Annotated in this window: 5 protein-coding genes; all 5 read left to right on the forward strand. The window is 22.5% G+C overall.

Annotated elements, in window-relative coordinates; all coding sequences use genetic code 4:
- Positions 1-7 precede the first annotated feature (7 nt).
- The 5 genes from C6B38_RS09870 to C6B38_RS03990 all read left to right on the forward strand — a co-directional run bounded on the left by C6B38_RS09870 (position 8) and on the right by C6B38_RS03990 (position 1,247).
- Positions 8-175 carry a hypothetical protein gene (locus C6B38_RS09870; RefSeq protein WP_162475850.1) on the forward strand — a complete coding sequence of 56 codons (168 nt, stop codon included), beginning with the start codon at positions 8-10 and terminating at the stop codon, positions 173-175.
- Position 176: 1 nt separating this feature from the next.
- Positions 177-368, forward strand: coding sequence for a hypothetical protein (locus C6B38_RS03980; RefSeq protein ID WP_105298360.1), 192 nt, complete (start codon positions 177-179; stop codon positions 366-368).
- A gap of 1 nt (position 369) precedes the next feature.
- Positions 370-507 carry a hypothetical protein gene (locus C6B38_RS09875; RefSeq protein ID WP_155522097.1) on the forward strand — a complete coding sequence of 46 codons (138 nt, stop codon included), beginning with the start codon at positions 370-372 and terminating at the stop codon, positions 505-507.
- A 246-nt stretch (positions 508-753) separates the two neighbouring features.
- On the forward strand, positions 754-1,002 hold the full coding sequence (locus tag C6B38_RS03985; RefSeq protein ID WP_105298736.1) for a pentapeptide repeat-containing protein: 249 nt from the start codon (positions 754-756) through the stop codon (positions 1,000-1,002).
- Positions 1,002-1,247: a hypothetical protein gene (locus tag C6B38_RS03990; RefSeq protein ID WP_105298737.1), complete on the forward strand. Its 246-nt coding sequence runs from the start codon at positions 1,002-1,004 to the stop codon at positions 1,245-1,247. The genes C6B38_RS03985 and C6B38_RS03990 overlap by 1 nt, the downstream gene beginning before the upstream one ends.
- Positions 1,248-1,360 lie beyond the last annotated feature (113 nt).

The following is a 1,360-nucleotide window of genomic DNA, read 5'->3' on the forward strand; positions in this document are numbered from 1 at the left end:
TTAAATTATGGAAAAAAGATATTTATTAATAACAAATAGTTCATTTACTGGAATAGATACTGAATTATTTTATACATTAGAAGAAGCAAAATATACTGCTAAAAATAAAAGTTGTTCTCAAACAACCATTATTGATTTAGAAGATAAAAATATTAAATGACAAGGAGATAAATAATATGGAAAAAATAAAAAGAAATATTGCTAAATTATTAATTTCAATAAATGATGGTGAATTTGATGGATATGGGCAAAATACTATGAAGCAAATGATTTATGCTGAATTAGAAAAAATTTTTAATCAAATTAATAAAGAAAGTTTTTTAAAATGCGAAATATACAAAGAATTACAAATAAAGGAGAATAAATAATATGTGAAAAGATGAAGATGGCAAAGTTTACACAAAAGAAGATTTATTTAATGAAGCATTAGAAGAATGTCATTCAGAAGAAAGTGCTTATGACTATATTGATACTTTAATTGCAGAAAAGAATTTGGAGGAAATTTAATATGACAAAAGAAGAATTTAATACAAAATATAAAGATAAATTTAGAATTAATGATTATTGTGATTTAGAACAATGAATTGAATGTGATTGTGATCATTGTCAAGAATGTAAATATTTCTAAATCAAAACAATGGTCAATAGTTATCAATATAGAGGGTGAATTTGAAATGATATATGATTATGTAAAATATCTCAAAAATAATTTTTCTTATTTGAATTGTCATACATGTGGGGAGGAATTATAAAATGAAAAAATTACAAGATTTAATTAAAGATTTAATAGGAGTTACTGTTGAACAAGAAAAAATCAATGAATATTTAGAATATGAAACATTAGATTTACAAGGTGCTGATTTACATTGGACTGATTTACGTTATGCTAATTTATCTTGTGCTAATTTATCTTGTGCTAATTTATCTTGTGCTAATTTAAAAGGTATTAAAATTACAAAAGAACAATTAGACCAATTAACTGTTATTGAGGAGGATGAATAATGACTATAACAGAATCAATTAAATTTAACAAACTAAAAGAAGAAAATGAAAAACTTAAAAATGAAATTACAGAATTAAAACAACAACAATTATATAAAGAAGATTTTAACGAATTTGCTCATTGTATGAATTGTGGAGATGATTATGACTTTGATAATAAGTGTAGTACTTGTGGTTGAAAAAGAATAATTGATTTAAAAGATAATTCTAAATATGACACATTACCTAGTAAGGAGGGTGAATAATGAATGATATTGTAAAAAATAGAGTAAATAGTATTACATTTCAATTTCCTTTAAACGGAGAGAATTTTAAAAATGAAAGTATTTTAGCATATAATGTTCAAAAATTTAAAGAA

The organism is Spiroplasma sp. ChiS (assembly GCF_002968355.1).
Lineage (GTDB): Bacteria > Bacillota_I > Bacilli_A > Mycoplasmatales > Mycoplasmataceae > Spiroplasma > Spiroplasma citri.